Below are 15733 nucleotides of genomic sequence, written 5' to 3'. Positions count from 1 at the left end.
ATTATGGCTACTAAGGAAAAAAACACCAACACGGAGTTAGAAGTAGAAGAAATTGTTTCGAAGTCGGAGCAGTTTATTGAAAACAATTCAAAAAAGATCATTTACGGAATTATAGCTATCGCACTCGTTGTTGGAGCTGTTTTGGGAATTAAACACGGTTACATGATTCCTCAGCAAAAGAAAGCAGCCGCTGCTATATTTAAAGGAGAACAATATTTTGCTAAAGATTCTTTCGCGTTGGCATTGAACGGTAATGGTGCAGACTATGAAGGTTTCGAAGGTATCATCGACCAATATGGAAGTACTGCTTCCGGAAACCTGGCTAAAGCTTATGCAGGTATCTGTTATTTTAAGATGGGTGACACTGAAAAAGCATTAGACAAACTGAAATCATTCAGTGGAGACGACAACATGATTTCTCCGGCTATCATCGGTCTGATCGGTGACTGCTATGTAAATATGGGTAACATTAAAGAAGGTATCAGCTATTTCGAAAAAGCTGCCAATAAAGCAGACAACGAGGTAATCAGTCCTGTTTATCTGAAAAAGGCTGGTATCGCTTATGAAAACCAAAAACAATACAGCGATGCTGTTAAAGCATACACTACGATTAAAGAAAAATATTTCAACTCAATGGAAGCAGCCGACATCGATAAATATATCGCCCGTGCTTCTGCTGCTAAATAATATGAATCGTACGATATAAACAATAACAAGAGGATGTCTCATCAAAAAAGGCATCCTTTTATTTTTTAAATACAAAGTTATGGCTACAGCTTATCAAAATTTATCAGACTACGACTTCAACAGCGTACCGGATGGCTCAGAAATGACCTTCGGAATTGTAGTTGCAGAGTGGAACAAGCACATCACAGAAAAATTACTGGAAGGTGCATGTAACACACTGGAAAAACATGGTGTCAAACCGGAAAACATATACGTAAAACGTGTTCCGGGTAGCTTCGAACTGACTTTCGGTGCAAAACGTATGGCGGAAACAAAAGATGTGAATGCCGTTATCGTTTTAGGATGTGTCGTAAGAGGCGATACTCCACATTTTGATTATGTTTGTTCTGGTGTCACACAAGGTATCACCGAGCTGAATTTAATGTATGATATTCCATTCATTTTCGGATTGTTAACTACCGACAACATGCAGCAATCAGAGGATCGCGCAGGCGGTAAGTACGGAAATAAAGGAGATGAAGCCGCAGTAACTGCATTAAAAATGATACATTTTTCCGAGTAAACACTTGCAGGTTTCAAAAATAATCGTACCTTTGCACTGCAATTGAAAATAATAGGGGCAGTTACCAGAGTGGCCAAATGGGGCTGACTGTAACTCAGCTGTCTTTCGACTTCGGTGGTTCGAATCCATCACTGCCCACTACTAAAGAACAATTCAAAACGAGAATTGGTTCGTGAAAGAATTAAAATTGCGGAAGTAGCTCAGTTGATAGAGCATTAGCCTTCCAAGCTGAGGGTCGCGGGTTTGAGCCCCGTCTTCCGCTCTCAAGAAAAGGATAATCGAAAAGTTATCCTTTTTTATATACAAAAGTCCCGACTTTCACAAGCCGGGACTTTTTCGATTTAACTAAAACTTAACCATTATGAAAAATCAAAAAAACCGGTTGATCAACCTCCATCAAAACGCAAACCTTTCCATAGGCTCCACTTTCTTAGAAAAGGTAGTCCAACAAACGTCTCTATCGGACTACCTGAAAGAAGAATCCCTTCTTCTTTTCTTCTTCATAGATTAAGGTATGCCTACTCATTTCAATATGCGCTATAACACTTTTTACTTTTATCTCTTTCTCTGATGCAAATAAACGACAAAAAAAGACGCCGTCCAAAGAAATACAAGGCACGTATAAGACATTATCAACCCACCATAGGACAAAATCGTTTTTGTCCTATCGACGAACTGTTTATAAGTAAAATCAGCATTTCTTTAATCCATAACGGTTCCGATATTCACTTGGAGTCATATTATATACAGCTTTGAAATTACGCACGAATGTCCGGGAATTATTAAAACTGGCTTCTTCTGCTACTACTTCAATCAGCTTGTTAGAAGGGTCCAGCAATAGATTTGTTGCATAAATAACACGCTGCTTGTTTATGTAGCCATGAAAAGCCAGATTTTCTTTTAACCGAAGAATTTTATTCAATAACTTTTTCTTGACATCACATTGACGAACAATTGTATTTACGGTTATATCTTTATCCAGAAAATGCCTTTCTGTCACTACATATTTATGAATCTTATTATAGACTTCTACATCTTGTATATTATTAGAAAACTCTAGGACTTCAAAACAAGGTATATTCCCATTTAAAAGGAATATTAGAATACACAAGTTTGGATGTTCTATTTTGAGGAAACGAATTTTAGATTTTTCATTCATGCGTTTACTGTATTAATCAAAATGTTGTAGGGGTAGACTCAGTAAGCTTAAGGTAAAAACTATATCTCGATATATTAGATTTAGATTCGACAATAACAAATTCAATCCCCATACTTAAACAAATATAAGATTTAACATTTTCATTTCCAAAGAAAATATCTAAATATCATTCTATCCCATATTTTCGTAGTCATTTTGCTTTTTATTTATAACTTTGGGGCAACATAAATATAATAATAATCCACAGAGATGAACGAACAGATAAAACAAATAGCAGAACGCCTGGCAGGACTTCGGGATGCATTAGAAATCAGCCCCGAAGAAATGGCTAAGGTATGCAATCTGACCACCGAGCAATACTTACTGATGGAAAGTGGTACAGTTGATATTTCAGTTAGCATATTACATCAAATCTCGCAAGCTTACGGAGTGGAACTTACCACGCTGATGTTTGGCGATGAACCCAAGATGAGTACCTATTTCATCACGCGTAAAGGTAAAGGTATCACTGTAGAACGAACGAAAGCCTACAAATATCAATCGCTGGCTGCCGGATTTGCAGGACGTAAAGCTGATCCGTTCATGGTTACCGTTCATCCCAAACCGGAAGAAGAGCCTATCTATCTGAACTCACATCCAGGACAGGAATATAATCTTGTATTAAAAGGCCGCATGCTCCTTCAGATCAATAACAAGAAACTAATCCTCGAAGAAGGCGACAGTATATATTTCAACTCTGAGCTGCCACACGGCATGAAAGCTCTGGACGGAGAAAAGGTCAGTTTTCTGGCTATAATACTTTAAAACGAAAAATTTAATTATGTTAGAAAGATTCTTAGATCAGACGACTTTCACGTCGCAGGAAGATTTTATCAATAACTTCAAAATAAAAGTTCCGGAAAATTTCAACTTCGGATATGACGTAGTAGATGCATGGGCTGCAGAAGAACCCAACAAAAAAGCATTATGCTGGACCAACGATCAAGGTGAACATATCGACTTCACATTTGCCGAACTGAAAAAGTATACCGATCAGACAGCCTCTTATTTTCAGTCACTGGGTATTGGCCACGGCGATATGGTAATGCTGATACTGAAACGTCGTTATGAGTTTTGGTTCTCTATTATTGCATTACACAAACTCGGAGCAGTCGTTATCCCGGCAACTCACTTGTTAACAAAAAAAGATATTATCTATCGTAATAACGCAGCCGATATAAAAATGATCGTTTGTGCCGGCGAAGATATTATCACCAAACATATTATCGATGCACTGCCGGAATCTCCGACTATTGAGAAATTAGTCTCCGTAGGACCGGAAATACCGGAAGGTTTCGAAGATTTCCATAAAGGGATCGAGAGTGCTGCTCCATACGTCCGCCCGTCTCATCCAAACAGCAATGATGATATTTCATTGATGTATTTTACATCCGGAACGACTGGTAATCCGAAAATGGTGGCACACGATTTCACTTATCCGCTGGGGCATATCGTAACCGGTAGTTTCTGGCACAATCTGCATCGTGACAGCCTCCATCTGACTATCGCCGATACCGGTTGGGGAAAAGCTGTTTGGGGAAAACTATACGGACAATGGATTGCCGGGGCGACCGTATTCGTTTACGATCATGAGAAGTTCACTCCTGCCGATATGTTGCAGATGATCCAGGATTACAAAATCACCTCTTTGTGTGCACCTCCTACGATCTTCCGCTTTCTGATCCGCGAAGACATGACGAAGTACGATCTTTCATCCCTGCAATATTGCACAATTGCCGGTGAAGCACTGAACCCAGCCGTATTTGAAGCATTCTATAAACTGACAGGCATCAAATTGATGGAAGGATTCGGCCAGACGGAAACGACACTGACAGTTGCTACATTCCCATGGATGGAACCGAAACCCGGTTCTATGGGTGTACCTAACCCACAATATGATGTAGATCTGATCCGCCCGGACGGAAGTCGCGCAGAAGACGGCGAGCAGGGACAAATCGTTATACATACGACCCAAGGTAAACCGATCGGTCTGTTCAAAGAATATTACCGCGATGCCGAACTGACTCACGAAGCCTGGCATGATGGCATGTATTATACAGGCGACGTTGCCTGGCGTGACGAAGATGGCTATCTGTGGTTTGTCGGCCGTGCTGACGATGTGATTAAAAGTTCCGGTTACCGCATCGGCCCCTTCGAAGTGGAAAGCGCACTGATGACACACCCGGCCGTTGTTGAATGTGCGATTACAGGTGTACCTGATGAAATTCGTGGACAAGTGGTAAAAGCAACAATTGTACTGGCGAAGGATTACAAGGACAAGGCAGGCGAAGCATTGATCAAAGAGTTACAGGATCATGTAAAACGTGTTACAGCTCCATATAAATATCCCCGTGTAGTTGAATTTGTCGAAGAATTGCCTAAAACCATCAGCGGAAAGATCCGTCGTGTGGAAATCAGGGATAAAGATAAGAAATAGAAGATTACACGAAAATGACATATCAGTTTACACGGATAGCAGTAAAGATAGGAAGTAACGTACTGACAAGAAAAGACGGCTCCCTCGATGTCACGCGCATGTCGGCATTAGTCGATCAGGTCGCGGAATTACATCGACACGGAGTAGAAGTGGTTTTAATTTCTTCCGGAGCAGTAGCCTCCGGAAGAAGCGAAGTAAAACCCGGAAAGAAGCTCGATGCCGTCTCTGCCCGCCAGCTCTACTCAGCAGTAGGACAGGCCAAATTGATCAACCGTTACTTCGAGTTATTCCGCGAACATAAAATCGCTTGCGGTCAGGTTCTCACGACAAAGGAGAACTTTGGTAGCCGCACGCATTACCTCAACCAGAAACATTGCATGGAGGTAATGCTTGACAACAAGGTGATACCCATTGTAAACGAAAACGATACAATATCCGTTACAGAACTGATGTTTACCGATAATGACGAGTTGTCCGGCCTGATCGCTACCATGATGGGGATGGATGCACTTATTATCCTGAGTAATATCGACGGTATCTATAACGGCAACCCGGCCGATCCGGCAGCAACGGTCATTCGGGAGATTGACGGTGGCAAACAGGATCTTTCAGAATATGTACAGACAAGCAAGTCCTCTTTCGGACGTGGCGGCATGCTGACCAAATGTACTATTGCACAGAAAGTAGCAGACGAAGGTATCACCGTGATCATTGCAAATGGCAAGAAGGAGAATATCCTGCCTGCGTTACTGGCTAAAGGTAGTCAAACTGTATGCACACGTTTTATACCAACAGCCAAACCTGTCAGCAGTGTTAAGAAATGGATCGCTCACTCCGAAGGCTTTGCCAAAGGAGAGATACATATCAATCGGGGAACAGAGGAAGCCCTGACCGGTAGTAAGGCCACCAGCCTGTTACTGGTAGGTGTCACCGCTATCATCGGAGACTTCGAAAAGAATGATATTGTAAAGATCATCAATGAAGAAGGCGTACAGATCGGTGTCGGGTGTGCCGGATACGATAGCCGGGAAGCTACCGGTCTGATCGGTCAACGAGATTTGAAGCCGCTTGTTCACTACGATTACTTATACCTGGACTAATATGTCAACAAATATAACAAAGCTATTAAAGCAGAGCGTTACAGCATCCCGTCAACTTATCACGTTAAGCGACGAGGCGATAAACCGTATACTGACTGATACAGCAGACGAGCTGATAAACAGACAGGCAGAAGTTCTTACAGCCAACGAGAAAGACCTGACCCGTATGGACCCGGCCAATCCTAAATACGATCGCTTGAAACTGACAACCGATCGCTTGGCCGGTATTGCCGGAGACATGCGGAATGTAGCCTCACTCCCCTCTCCGCTCAGCAAAGTGATCAGTGAAGCCATCCGCCCGAACGGCATGGCAATCCGTAAAGTATCGGTGCCATTCGGAGTGATAGGCGTTATCTACGAAGCACGTCCGAATGTTACTTTCGATGTATTCTCTTTATGTTTCAAAAGCGCAAACGCCTGTATACTGAAAGGAGGCTCGGATGCGGATGATTCCAATCGCGCACTGGTTACTATCATCCATTCCGTATTGGAACGCCACGGTATCAACCCAGACGTCTGTACTTTATTACCTCCCGAGCGGGAAGCGACTACGGAATTATTGAATGCCGTCGGCTTGGTTGACCTTATTATTCCACGCGGAAGCAGTGCGCTGATCAATTTCGTACGCGACAATGCCCGCGTGCCGGTGATCGAGACGGGAGCCGGTATTTGCCATACCTACTTCGACAAAGAGGGGGACAAAGAAAAAGGGCAAGCTATCGTAAACAACGCAAAGACCCGCCGCGTAAGCGTTTGCAACGCACTCGATTGCCTCATCATCCACAAAGACCGCTTGGCCGACCTGCCGCATATCTGCCGTAAGCTGGTCGAGAGTAATGTTGCGATCTATGCCGACGAACAAGCCTTTGCCGCCCTCGACGGTATCTACCCGCCAGCCTTGCTACAGCCCGCTACCGAAAACAGTTTCGGCACCGAGTTCCTCGACTACAAGATGAGTATCCGCACGGTTTCCAACATCAACGAGGCGCTGGAACATATCTCCCGTTACAGTTCGAAGCATAGCGAAAGCATCATCAGCGAGTCGGAAGATACGATCCGCCTGTTCCAGCAAATGGTCGATGCAGCCTGCGTCTACGCCAATGTGTCGACGGCCTTTACCGACGGTGCACAGTTCGGCTTCGGGGCAGAGATCGGTATCAGTACGCAGAAGTTACATGCACGCGGTCCTATGGCGTTGCCGGAGTTGACTACCTACAAGTACATCATCGAAGGAGATGGACAGGTCAGGAAGTAGACCTGTCCCAGCTACCATACGTGTAATGTAAGGTGCTATACCAAATCGTTCAGTTTTTGAACTCTCGAAGAGCGATTAATACCATCATCAACAAGCCATCTCGCATACAATCCATATATTTGCCGGCACTAGTATTGATTACACGGACAAATATATGGATTATCACACACAGACTATCAGATACACTCTCTTTCCATCTGCCAAACATAGTAGTTACCGCCATCGAGGGTACAGCAGCGGCAGATCAAGCTGGCGGCGGCCAAATACAACCCGACGGTAGCTATCGGCTTCAAGAAGTCGTGGGGCACGCCGACGATCAACACCAAAGGATCCAACCGCTTCCGGAACTCCATGCTCTATGCCTCGGTACAGATCCCGCTCTTCCGTTGGGGCACGCTTTCGCGGACGTAATACGCAGCGGACTATCCTGCACAGCAAAGAGTTACACTTTTTGGTACAACGGAGGAGATTACGAATGACTTTTTCTCTTTCTCGTTACCCCATGACAAATGGGGCATAATACATCATCATTATCTATTTATGTTATCCGATTTTTCCAACAAAAGCGATTCTGTAAGATGAACGCAAAACCATTTCTATCTGAAAACTGATTCGGAAATGGTACAATGAATGATACATTCTCCCATATTTTGATCTTTTTCCCTTTATTAATAAAACTTACGAGCTCTTAGAAGGAGAAAATAGAGATAAACACACTACTTTTTTGATACATGTGAAACCGGAGCATTACAAAGCCTCGCTATACCTTTGCAACAAGTAAAATTCATAATTGATTTATAAGGGAGGTTTTAATATGGCTCTATTATTCTTTTTACAATCTAACATAGGGACAATCTGTTTTCTTTTTGCATTTGTTTTAGTATTCGCTGCTTACTATTACAAAAGCCAAAAGAAACTCCGGGAAGATAAGACACTTCATGATGTCATGGATGTCATACCTGAGTCTATTTTTATCCTGGACAACAAGAAAAAAATTATAGACATATATAATGTAAAGTCTGATACTTTAGGTGGCTACAAAATCAATGATATTCTTGGCAGCAATCTCGAAGATTATGTCAAAGACAATAATTCGACGCTTCACCAGGCATGTACCCTTATTAATAAAAGTCATGAAAATGTACTACAGACCGGAATCACGGAAAATCTGAAATACATCATAGGAGAATCTCATCTGGAAGCTACTATCAAACTATTGGGCACCAATAAAGTGATATGCATGGTTCATGACATTTCACCCCTTTCTCTCGAACTTAAACGTTATCAGAAAGAAGCAGCTTTGGCTCTGGAAGCCGGTGGACTCAGTACCTGGAGCTATAACACTGCAACTCGCAACTTCACTTCAGTTGCACGTGATTCGGTTATTGGTACAAACTCCTCGTATGAAGATCTGGTAAACCGTCTGCTTCCCGAATACCGCACAATTGTAGAAACAAAGCTGAACCTCTTGCTCACAGGAAAAGCCAGCCACGTTAACTTCCGAACACAGGTAAAAGACCTGCATGGAAACATTATATGGACAAATGTGGATGCTATTCCGTATGCTTATGATTTACAAGGAAATGTACAATCCATCTTCGGTTCTCAGAAAATTATTACCCACGAGGTAGAAGCAGAGATGGAGCGGATCAAGAACCGTACAGAGATGGAGAAGGCTATCTTCATGCGTGAGAAAGCAGAAGAAGCCAACCTGATGAAGTCTGCATTCCTGGCAAACATGAGCCATGAAATCCGTACTCCGCTTAATGCAATTGTCGGTTTCTCAAATCTGATTGCCGAGGCTGATGATAAAAACGAAATTAACGAATATATCCAAATTATCAATGAAAACAATCATCTGTTACTAAACTTGATTAATGATATCCTCGATTTGTCACGCATCGAAGCCGGACGTATCAACATGATCACATCTACTTTTAACGTAACCGATGTGATCTCTAGTCTGGCTCAGTCTATCACTCTGAAAGTAAAAGAAGGAGTTAAGGTAAAAACCGTTTTGCCCGAGAAACCGGTCGTAATTGTATCCGACCATCTGCGCCTCTCACAAGTGATCATGAACTTCCTGAACAATGCCTCCAAATTTACAAACGAAGGTTCTATTGAAATTGGCTGTTCCGTACAAGACGACAAACTCTATTGTTACGTTAAAGATTCAGGGATCGGGATACCGAAAGAAAAAGTCAACCAAGTATTCGAACGGTTCGTCAAATTAAATGATTTCGCACAAGGTAGCGGTCTGGGTCTCAGTATTGCCCGCATGATCATCGATTTGCTAGGAGGAGAAATCGGAGTTGAGTCGGAAGAAGGAAAAGGATCGACTTTTTGGTTTAAAGTTCCATATCAGGAAGCAGAGGCAGAACAAATCAATTCAATCGTACCGACTTCTCTTACACATTTCTCGAACAAAAGCAAAGAGAAATTAAAGAACAAATATCGTATCCTTATCGCCGAAGATAATGACAGTAATTATTTACTCTATAATAAAATCCTGTCCGACCATAATCTTTTCAGAGCAACCAACGGAGCAGAAGCCATCGAGTTGTTCCAGCGGGAGAGTCCTGACATCATTCTGATGGATATTAAGATGCCGGTCATGGACGGACTGGAAGCCGGACGCAAAATACGTCAGCAATCCAAAACAATCCCTATGGTTGCCGTCAGTGCCTCCATCCTACCGGAAGAGCAGCAACAAGCATTGCTTAACGGATTTACCGACTTCATGCCGAAGCCCATCACTCCGCATCTACTGACCGGAATGCTTCAAACTCATTTACCCGAGTGATAAAAAGATATCTTTCTATCTATACCATCCCTATTTAGGCAAAAATAGTTACATTTGTGGCTCACAATAAAATAGGATAGTATGAGAAACTTCACTTGTGTACAGGATTTGGGCGACCTCCGGCAGGCGCTTGTCGAAGCGTTTGAAATCAAAAAAGACCGCTTCCAATTTACTGAATTAGGTAAGAACAAAACGTTACTGATGATATTCTTCAACTCCAGCCTGCGTACGCGCCTCTCTACCCAGAAGGCTGCGATGAACCTGGGGATGAACACCATGGTACTTGACGTAAACCAGGGTGCCTGGAAACTGGAAACCGAACGCGGCGTCATCATGGATGGCGACAAACCGGAACACTTGCTGGAAGCAATCCCGGTTATGGGCTGCTACTGCGACATTATCGGCGTGCGCTCTTTCGCCCGCTTCGAAAACAAAGCAGACGATTACAACGAGAAGATTATCTCCGAGTTTATCAAATACTCTGGTCGTCCGGTATTCAGCATGGAAGCCGCTACCCGCCACCCATTGCAGAGCTTCGCCGACCTGATCACCATCGAAGAATATAAAAAGACTGCCCGTCCGAAAGTGGTTATGACTTGGGCTCCTCATCCGAAAGCATTGCCGCAGGCTGTCCCCAACAGTTTCGCCGAATGGATGAATGCTACAGATTATGAATTCGTTATTACCCATCCGGAAGGCTACGAGTTGGATCCGAAGTTCGTCGGCAATGCCCGTGTTGAATACGACCAGAAGAAAGCCTTCGAAGGTGCAGACTTTATCTATGCCAAGAACTGGGCTGCTTACACCGATCCCAATTACGGTCAAGTGCTGAGTAAAGACCGTGCCTGGACTGTCGATAGGGAAAAGATGGCGCTGACCAACAACGCTTACTTCATGCATTGCCTTCCCGTCCGCCGTAACATGATCGTCACTGACGACGTGATCGAAAGCCCACAAAGCATTGTCATCCCGGAAGCTGCCAACCGCGAGATCTCTGCACAGACTGTCCTGAAGAAAATCCTTATGGGGTTATAGGAATATAAGTTATGCCATAGGTGTGGCACAGATATGCATTCCCTATGGCACAATAGTGCCATAGGGAATGCATAAATATTTATTACCGGTCTACAATCCGAAATAGTATGAAACACAAACATCTTACCCTCACCTTCTCCTTCCTTATTATCCTCTTGCTGAATAGTTGCAAACAACCAAAACAGTACTTCGAAGTAACGGGGATGCTCCATACACCTTACACGATCAAGTTAGAATACACAAAATCACTGGAAGACGAGATACAAGCAGAGCTTCAGTGTTATTACCACTGTCTGAATCCATTCGACTCTACCTCCATTATCTCACAGGTGAACAGGAACAAAGAGATAGAAGTGGACGATCTCTTTGTCGAAGTATTCAACAAAGCAAAGGAAGTATCCGAACAGACCAATGGCATTTACGACATCACTTGTGCCCCGCTGATAAACCTCTGGGGATTCGGTTTCAGTAAAAGCGACAGTATCACGCCCGCCATAATAGATAGTGTCCGTTCGTTTGTCGGTTACCGAAAAGTACGTCTGGAAGGGAAAAAGATTGTCAAGGATGATCCCCGGCTTCTGCTGAACTGTTCTTCCCTGGGAGATGGTTGTAGCTGTGAAGTCATTGCCCGTCTGTTCGATAGCAAAGGCATAGAAAACTACCTGATCGATATCGGCGGCGAAACGACAGCCAAAGGTGTCAACCCCAAAGGGGAATGCTGGCGTATAGGCATCACCAAACCGGCTGACGATCCTACGGGCGTCAACCGGGAGTTACAGGAAATCGTACAGCTATGTGGTCGTCATGGCCTTGCCACTTCCGGCGACTATCGTAATTTCTATATCAAAGACGGAAAGAAATACGCCCACACCATCGATCCCCGAACCGGTTATCCAGCGGGCCAACCCATCCTCAGTGCCACCGTCATCGCCGCCGACTGCATGACTGCCGACGCTTACGCTACTGCCTTTATGGCCATGGGCCGGGAAGAAGCCCACAAAATCCAGCAGCAGCATCCAGAGCTGGAATATCTATTCATCTATGCGGATGAGAACGGAGAATACCGTACCGACTATTCGGAAGGCTTCCGGCAATACCTCGTCCCAAAGCCCTAGAAGCAGACACCTTCAGTTACAAATCAAAGCCTTAGCTTATTTCCACCGAACTTATTCCCTTCCCGATTGTTCTATTATAAAACATAAAATAGAACATCATGGGCTTCAACATTGCAAAGACAGATAAGAAGCGGGTAGTCATTATCGGTGGCGGCTTCGGGGGATTAAAGCTGGCCAATAAACTGAAAGGGAGCAACTTCCAGGTAGTCTTGATAGATAAGAACAATTTCCATCAATTTCCCCCTCTGTTGTATCAGGTAGCATCATCCGGCTTAGAACCGGGATCGATCATATTTCCTTTCCGTAAGATATTCCAGAAACAGGAAGACTTCTACTTCCGGATGGCGGAAGTGAAAGCCGTTATCGCCGAACGTAATCTGATCGAGACTTCCATCGGCGAATTAACCTACGACTATCTGGTAATCGCCTCTGGAACCGTTACTAACTTTTTTGGCAACAAGACCATTGAAGAAAAGGCATTGCCGATGAAAACCATCCAGGAGGCTCTCGAACTCAGGAACACGCTACTTTCCAACTTTGAGAAAGCGACAATCTGCACCGATCCGGAAGAAAGGCAGGCACTGATGAATGTCGTTATTGTAGGCGGTGGTGCCACAGGAGTTGAAGTCTCCGGCGTGCTGGCTGAAATGAAAAAGTTCGTCATGCCGAAAGATTATCCGGACCTGAAGCAATCGGATATGAATATCTATCTGATAGAAGGTTCTCCTAAATTACTTGGAGCAATGTCTCCTGAAGCATCAGTCAACGCAGAAAAGTTCCTGAAAGAAATGGGTGTAAACGTCATTTTGAATAAACGGGTAACAGACTATCAGGACGGGAAAGTCATACTGGACGATAATTCCACTATCACGACAAAAACACTCGTTTGGGTGAGTGGTGTGACCGCCACTCATTTCGATCATATCAATAAGGAATCGTTGAATCGGGGTGGTCGGATTACAGTGAACGAATTTAACCAGATGCAGGGAATGACAAACGTATTTGCCATAGGCGACGTCTGTTTCCAAACGGAAGAAGAATATCCGAACGGGCACCCGCAAGTTGCCCAGGTGGCTATCCAGCAAGGAAACCTCCTGGCCGAGAATCTCAAACAGCTGGAAGCCGGTAAAAAACTAAAGCCCTTCCATTACGTAAACCTGGGAACACTGGCTACCGTAGGACGCAACAAAGCCGTTGCCGACCTGAAAAAACTGAAGTTACAGGGATTCATTGCCTGGATGGTTTGGATGGGGGTACACCTTCGTTCCATCCTGGGGATCAAGAATAAACTGATGGTGCTGATAGAATGGGTATGGAGTTACTTCACTTACGATCAGTCCATCCGCCTGATAATATATATCCCTAAAAGAAAAAAGGATGAGTAAAAAACAAAAAGTCCCTGAGCCGGGGACTTCTTGTTATAAGCTATATGTCAGTGTCAGCCACGTAACCCGTGCATCACGATTACGGATCTGCTCTATCTGCATTTTATCAGTATCGATAATGGTCGTCTCTTCCAGGCCATCAAATATATTATTGATGCTTAAATTAGCACGCAACTTACGATTCATGAAATACTGGGAGAGCCCGGCATTCACACTGCTGTGGCTTTTTATTTTCCCTTGCGGAGTCAGCTGGTCGGAGATATAGAAACCATCCACTTGCAGTTCCGTAGTCGGAGTTATATGAATACTTATACTCCCTTTAAGATCGGCACAAACCATCGACTTCTTCTCTTCATATCCGATTGTACGTCCGTCTATCTCGTCGCGATAAACATTCCCCGAGAAACTGATATTGAGGATACGGATCGGATCCCAGTTGCCGGACAATTCAACACCCAGCGCCTGGCTATGACCGATATTCATCTTCTGCCAGATCGATTCCTCGTCCATCACTTCCATGATACGGTTCGACTTATTCCGGTAATAGAGAGCCGGGGTAACACGAAAAGACTTCGTAACCCACGAATAAGAAAGCTCCAACGAATGGATAAACTCATCTTTCAAATCCGGATTTCCCTGTGTCAGATGGGTCGGGTCGCCATACTGAATAAATGGATTCAGGTCAGCACCATAGGGACGGATCACACGTTGCAGATAACTCAAAGACAGGTTTCCATTCTTATTTGTTTCCAAAGAAAACGTTGCTCTTGGATAAACATGGAAACGAGTAGAGCTCTTCTCTTCAAATTTTTGAGCATTTACTTCACCTTGTACCCCCACTTCGGCAGATAAGCGATCCCAGTGTTTATCCAGAGAGGCATAAAGCAAATGTGTATTACGATTAAAAGAATAATCATACGATTTGTTTGCTACCAGAGTCCAGGCGCCAGTCTCCATATTTATATCATTCGTTTCCGTATAATATTTCTCATGTTTAATACGTCCGATATAGCCGGCTTTAAAATACCAGTCATCCGCAAACAACTTACTGAAGGCTGCCGACAGATAATAATTATGTTTATCCTGATTGATAAACATATTATCTTTCTTTAGAATAACTCCTGTACCTGGTTTCTCATTCTCGTACTGATTATCCTCATCGTATCCGAAGTCGTTATAGTTGAAAGTAACCGTCAACCGATCCAACGGATTAGCGAACTGGTGATTCCAACGAGCTTCCACGGCATATGCATCCTGCCGCTGATCATTATAGCGGTGACGAGTCATCTGATTCTTTACACTGCCATCAGGGTTCAATACTTTATTATTTATACCACCATACCGGCTGTAATCCATCAGATGATACAATCCATATACCGTCAGCAAATCAGTGGAAGTCAGATCATACCCTACACTCAGGTCGGCCAGATGAACATCCGGACGGGCAGCCGCATTGTTATTCATGATCGTTGTCCCCGTTTCCGTTTTTGTTGTCTTATCGAACGAACGTTTACGATATTCCTTACGATAGTTATACTTACCCACGATATGGAATTTACCCGGATGTAGATTCACGATAGCTCCGGCATTATACCGTTCCTGCAAACCCGCCCCTAGCGTAACAGTCAATGGCGAATCATCCTTCGTGTAAGAGGAAGAAGACAAGTTCAGTAATCCGGCATCCCCATCAGGTACCAAAGAGATATCCGGCAACGCAGACATAGAGATATGATTAAAAAACAAGGCTGGCAACTGGATCAGTACATCACCGCTATATTCTTCTAACAACCCATAAGGAATCCCATTGATAAGCATTCCTGTTTTAGCGGAACCACGATATGTTATCCCTCCTTCAATATCCGTAACCAGGGAAGGCATCTGGCGAAAAGCTTCCGACACCGTATTGCTTACACTACTCAGGTTATTTTCAACCTGCAGGCGTTTTACCTCTCCACCACTAAGTCCGGTGAAACGTTTACCCTGTATTTCAACATTTTGTAACGACAGGTTCATATCGACCGGAGTTTGTGCACAGACAGTATGACTTAATAATGCGATTGCGGGAAAGATGAGTAGATTTCTTTTCATATTATTATACCGTTATAAACAAAAAAAGTCTGTATGTGTAAGCATACAGACTGTCCTTTTAACTGATT

Annotated in this window: 12 protein-coding genes, 2 tRNA genes and 1 pseudogene; 13 read left to right on the top strand and 2 right to left on the bottom strand. The window is 43.7% G+C overall.

Going from position 1 to position 15733, the window contains the following annotated elements; translation table 11 throughout:
• Positions 1–3 precede the first annotated feature (3 nt).
• The 4 genes from QZ076_RS04945 to QZ076_RS04930 all read left to right on the top strand — a co-directional run bounded on the left by QZ076_RS04945 (position 4) and on the right by QZ076_RS04930 (position 1511).
• Positions 4–687 carry a tetratricopeptide repeat protein gene (locus QZ076_RS04945; RefSeq protein ID WP_293710837.1) on the top strand — a complete coding sequence of 228 codons (684 nt, stop codon included), beginning with the start codon at positions 4–6 and terminating at the stop codon, positions 685–687.
• Positions 688–766: 79 nt separating this feature from the next.
• A complete protein-coding gene (gene ribH / locus QZ076_RS04940) occupies positions 767–1249 on the top strand; it encodes a 6,7-dimethyl-8-ribityllumazine synthase (protein WP_028726985.1) in 483 nt (160 codons plus the stop codon).
• A 55-nt stretch (positions 1250–1304) separates the two neighbouring features.
• A tRNA-Tyr gene (locus QZ076_RS04935) sits at positions 1305–1387 on the top strand.
• A 51-nt stretch (positions 1388–1438) separates the two neighbouring features.
• Positions 1439–1511, top strand: a tRNA-Gly gene (locus QZ076_RS04930).
• Between the two features lie 429 nt (positions 1512–1940).
• Here the strand turns inward: QZ076_RS04930 and QZ076_RS04925 are convergent.
• Complete coding sequence (locus QZ076_RS04925) at positions 1941–2408, bottom strand: helix-turn-helix domain-containing protein (protein WP_293710836.1); 468 nt, start codon at positions 2406–2408, stop codon at positions 1941–1943.
• A 249-nt stretch (positions 2409–2657) separates the two neighbouring features.
• Between QZ076_RS04925 and QZ076_RS04920 the strand changes: the two genes are divergently transcribed.
• From QZ076_RS04920 to QZ076_RS04885, 9 genes and pseudogenes are all read left to right on the top strand, one after another.
• Positions 2658–3212: an XRE family transcriptional regulator gene (locus QZ076_RS04920; protein ID WP_293710834.1), complete on the top strand. Its 555-nt coding sequence runs from the start codon at positions 2658–2660 to the stop codon at positions 3210–3212.
• Between the two features lie 16 nt (positions 3213–3228).
• Positions 3229–4884 (top strand): AMP-binding protein, encoded by a 1656-nt coding sequence (locus QZ076_RS04915; RefSeq protein WP_293710832.1) that lies wholly within the window; start codon positions 3229–3231, stop codon positions 4882–4884.
• A 14-nt stretch (positions 4885–4898) separates the two neighbouring features.
• The gene (gene proB, locus QZ076_RS04910) at positions 4899–5984 is read left to right on the top strand and encodes a glutamate 5-kinase (RefSeq protein ID WP_293710831.1); all 1086 of its coding nucleotides are present in this window, start codon (positions 4899–4901) and stop codon (positions 5982–5984) included.
• A gap of 1 nt (position 5985) precedes the next feature.
• Positions 5986–7239: a glutamate-5-semialdehyde dehydrogenase gene (locus QZ076_RS04905; RefSeq protein ID WP_293710829.1), complete on the top strand. Its 1254-nt coding sequence runs from the start codon at positions 5986–5988 to the stop codon at positions 7237–7239.
• Between the two features lie 240 nt (positions 7240–7479).
• Positions 7480–7650: pseudogene (locus QZ076_RS21975) on the top strand (TolC family protein); the annotation flags it as partial.
• A 535-nt stretch (positions 7651–8185) separates the two neighbouring features.
• Complete coding sequence (locus QZ076_RS04900; RefSeq protein ID WP_293710827.1) at positions 8186–10042, top strand: ATP-binding protein; 1857 nt, start codon at positions 8186–8188, stop codon at positions 10040–10042.
• An 81-nt stretch (positions 10043–10123) separates the two neighbouring features.
• Positions 10124–11077: an acetylornithine carbamoyltransferase gene (locus QZ076_RS04895; protein WP_293710825.1), complete on the top strand. Its 954-nt coding sequence runs from the start codon at positions 10124–10126 to the stop codon at positions 11075–11077.
• Between the two features lie 107 nt (positions 11078–11184).
• Positions 11185–12192, top strand: coding sequence for an FAD:protein FMN transferase (locus QZ076_RS04890; protein ID WP_293710823.1), 1008 nt, complete (start codon positions 11185–11187; stop codon positions 12190–12192).
• Positions 12193–12290: 98 nt separating this feature from the next.
• Positions 12291–13577, top strand: a complete 1287-nt coding sequence (locus tag QZ076_RS04885; RefSeq protein ID WP_293710821.1) for an NAD(P)/FAD-dependent oxidoreductase — start codon at positions 12291–12293, stop codon at positions 13575–13577.
• A 33-nt stretch (positions 13578–13610) separates the two neighbouring features.
• Here the strand turns inward: QZ076_RS04885 and QZ076_RS04880 are convergent, their stop codons facing one another.
• Positions 13611–15665, bottom strand: coding sequence for an outer membrane beta-barrel family protein (locus tag QZ076_RS04880; protein ID WP_293710819.1), 2055 nt, complete (start codon positions 15663–15665; stop codon positions 13611–13613).
• Between the last annotated feature and the right edge of the window lie 68 nt (positions 15666–15733).

Source organism: uncultured Parabacteroides sp., from assembly GCF_905196875.1.
In the GTDB taxonomy this organism is placed as follows: Bacteria; Bacteroidota; Bacteroidia; order Bacteroidales; family Tannerellaceae; genus Parabacteroides.
The sequence above is the reverse complement of the archived record's forward strand: the minus strand, read 5'-3'. Positions and strand labels throughout refer to the sequence as shown.

What these genes read in the sequence shown, in the direction of transcription:
- QZ076_RS04945 (WP_293710837.1), top strand. Translation starts at nt 4, where the DNA reads ATGGCTACTAAGGAAAAAAACACCAACACGGAGTTAGAAGTAGAAGAA.
- ribH (WP_028726985.1), top strand. Translation starts at nt 767, where the DNA reads ATGGCTACAGCTTATCAAAATTTATCAGACTACGACTTCAACAGCGTA.
- QZ076_RS04925 (WP_293710836.1), bottom strand. Translation starts at nt 2,408, where the DNA reads ATGAATGAAAAATCTAAAATTCGTTTCCTCAAAATAGAACATCCAAAC.
- QZ076_RS04920 (WP_293710834.1), top strand. Translation starts at nt 2,658, where the DNA reads ATGAACGAACAGATAAAACAAATAGCAGAACGCCTGGCAGGACTTCGG.
- QZ076_RS04915 (WP_293710832.1), top strand. Translation starts at nt 3,229, where the DNA reads ATGTTAGAAAGATTCTTAGATCAGACGACTTTCACGTCGCAGGAAGAT.
- proB (WP_293710831.1), top strand. Translation starts at nt 4,899, where the DNA reads ATGACATATCAGTTTACACGGATAGCAGTAAAGATAGGAAGTAACGTA.
- QZ076_RS04905 (WP_293710829.1), top strand. Translation starts at nt 5,986, where the DNA reads ATGTCAACAAATATAACAAAGCTATTAAAGCAGAGCGTTACAGCATCC.
- QZ076_RS04900 (WP_293710827.1), top strand. Translation starts at nt 8,186, where the DNA reads ATGGATGTCATACCTGAGTCTATTTTTATCCTGGACAACAAGAAAAAA.
- QZ076_RS04895 (WP_293710825.1), top strand. Translation starts at nt 10,124, where the DNA reads ATGAGAAACTTCACTTGTGTACAGGATTTGGGCGACCTCCGGCAGGCG.
- QZ076_RS04890 (WP_293710823.1), top strand. Translation starts at nt 11,185, where the DNA reads ATGAAACACAAACATCTTACCCTCACCTTCTCCTTCCTTATTATCCTC.
- QZ076_RS04885 (WP_293710821.1), top strand. Translation starts at nt 12,291, where the DNA reads ATGGGCTTCAACATTGCAAAGACAGATAAGAAGCGGGTAGTCATTATC.
- QZ076_RS04880 (WP_293710819.1), bottom strand. Translation starts at nt 15,665, where the DNA reads ATGAAAAGAAATCTACTCATCTTTCCCGCAATCGCATTATTAAGTCAT.